The organism is Mesorhizobium sp. M1C.F.Ca.ET.210.01.1.1, from assembly GCF_004791585.1.
GTDB lineage: Bacteria > Pseudomonadota > Alphaproteobacteria > Rhizobiales > Rhizobiaceae > Mesorhizobium.
The window spans coordinates 1-286 of the sequence record NZ_SRUU01000217.1 but is presented as its reverse complement, the minus strand read 5'-3'; the positions used below and the strand labels follow the sequence as shown (position 1 = coordinate 286).

Annotated in this window: 1 pseudogene; it reads right to left on the bottom strand. The window is 59.1% G+C overall.

Going from position 1 to position 286, the window contains the following annotated elements:
• Window positions 1-272 (bottom strand): annotated as a pseudogene (locus EN853_RS33650) (adenylate/guanylate cyclase domain-containing protein); the annotation flags it as partial.
• Between the last annotated feature and the right edge of the window lie 14 nt (window positions 273-286).

Below are 286 nucleotides of genomic sequence, written 5' to 3'. Positions count from 1 at the left end.
TTGAGATAGAGGTTCAGTCGCTCTGTCAGCGGCAGTGAATAGAGGTTCGTCGCCGGAATGACGGTACCCGGATGAACAATCACCCATCCCACCCCGATCGCCCACGTCAAGGCCGCGAGCGCGCCCAGATAGAGCGCCAGTCGAGTCGAAAGGGTCAGCGCGCCAAGGCATACGAAAATCAGCAGGAATTTGAAGCTGCCTTCGCGCAGCTGCATCGCGGCCGGCGCGACCTCTTGGGCAAACGGGTTGGGCGTTATCAGCAGAACGGTCAACAGAATGATGTCCA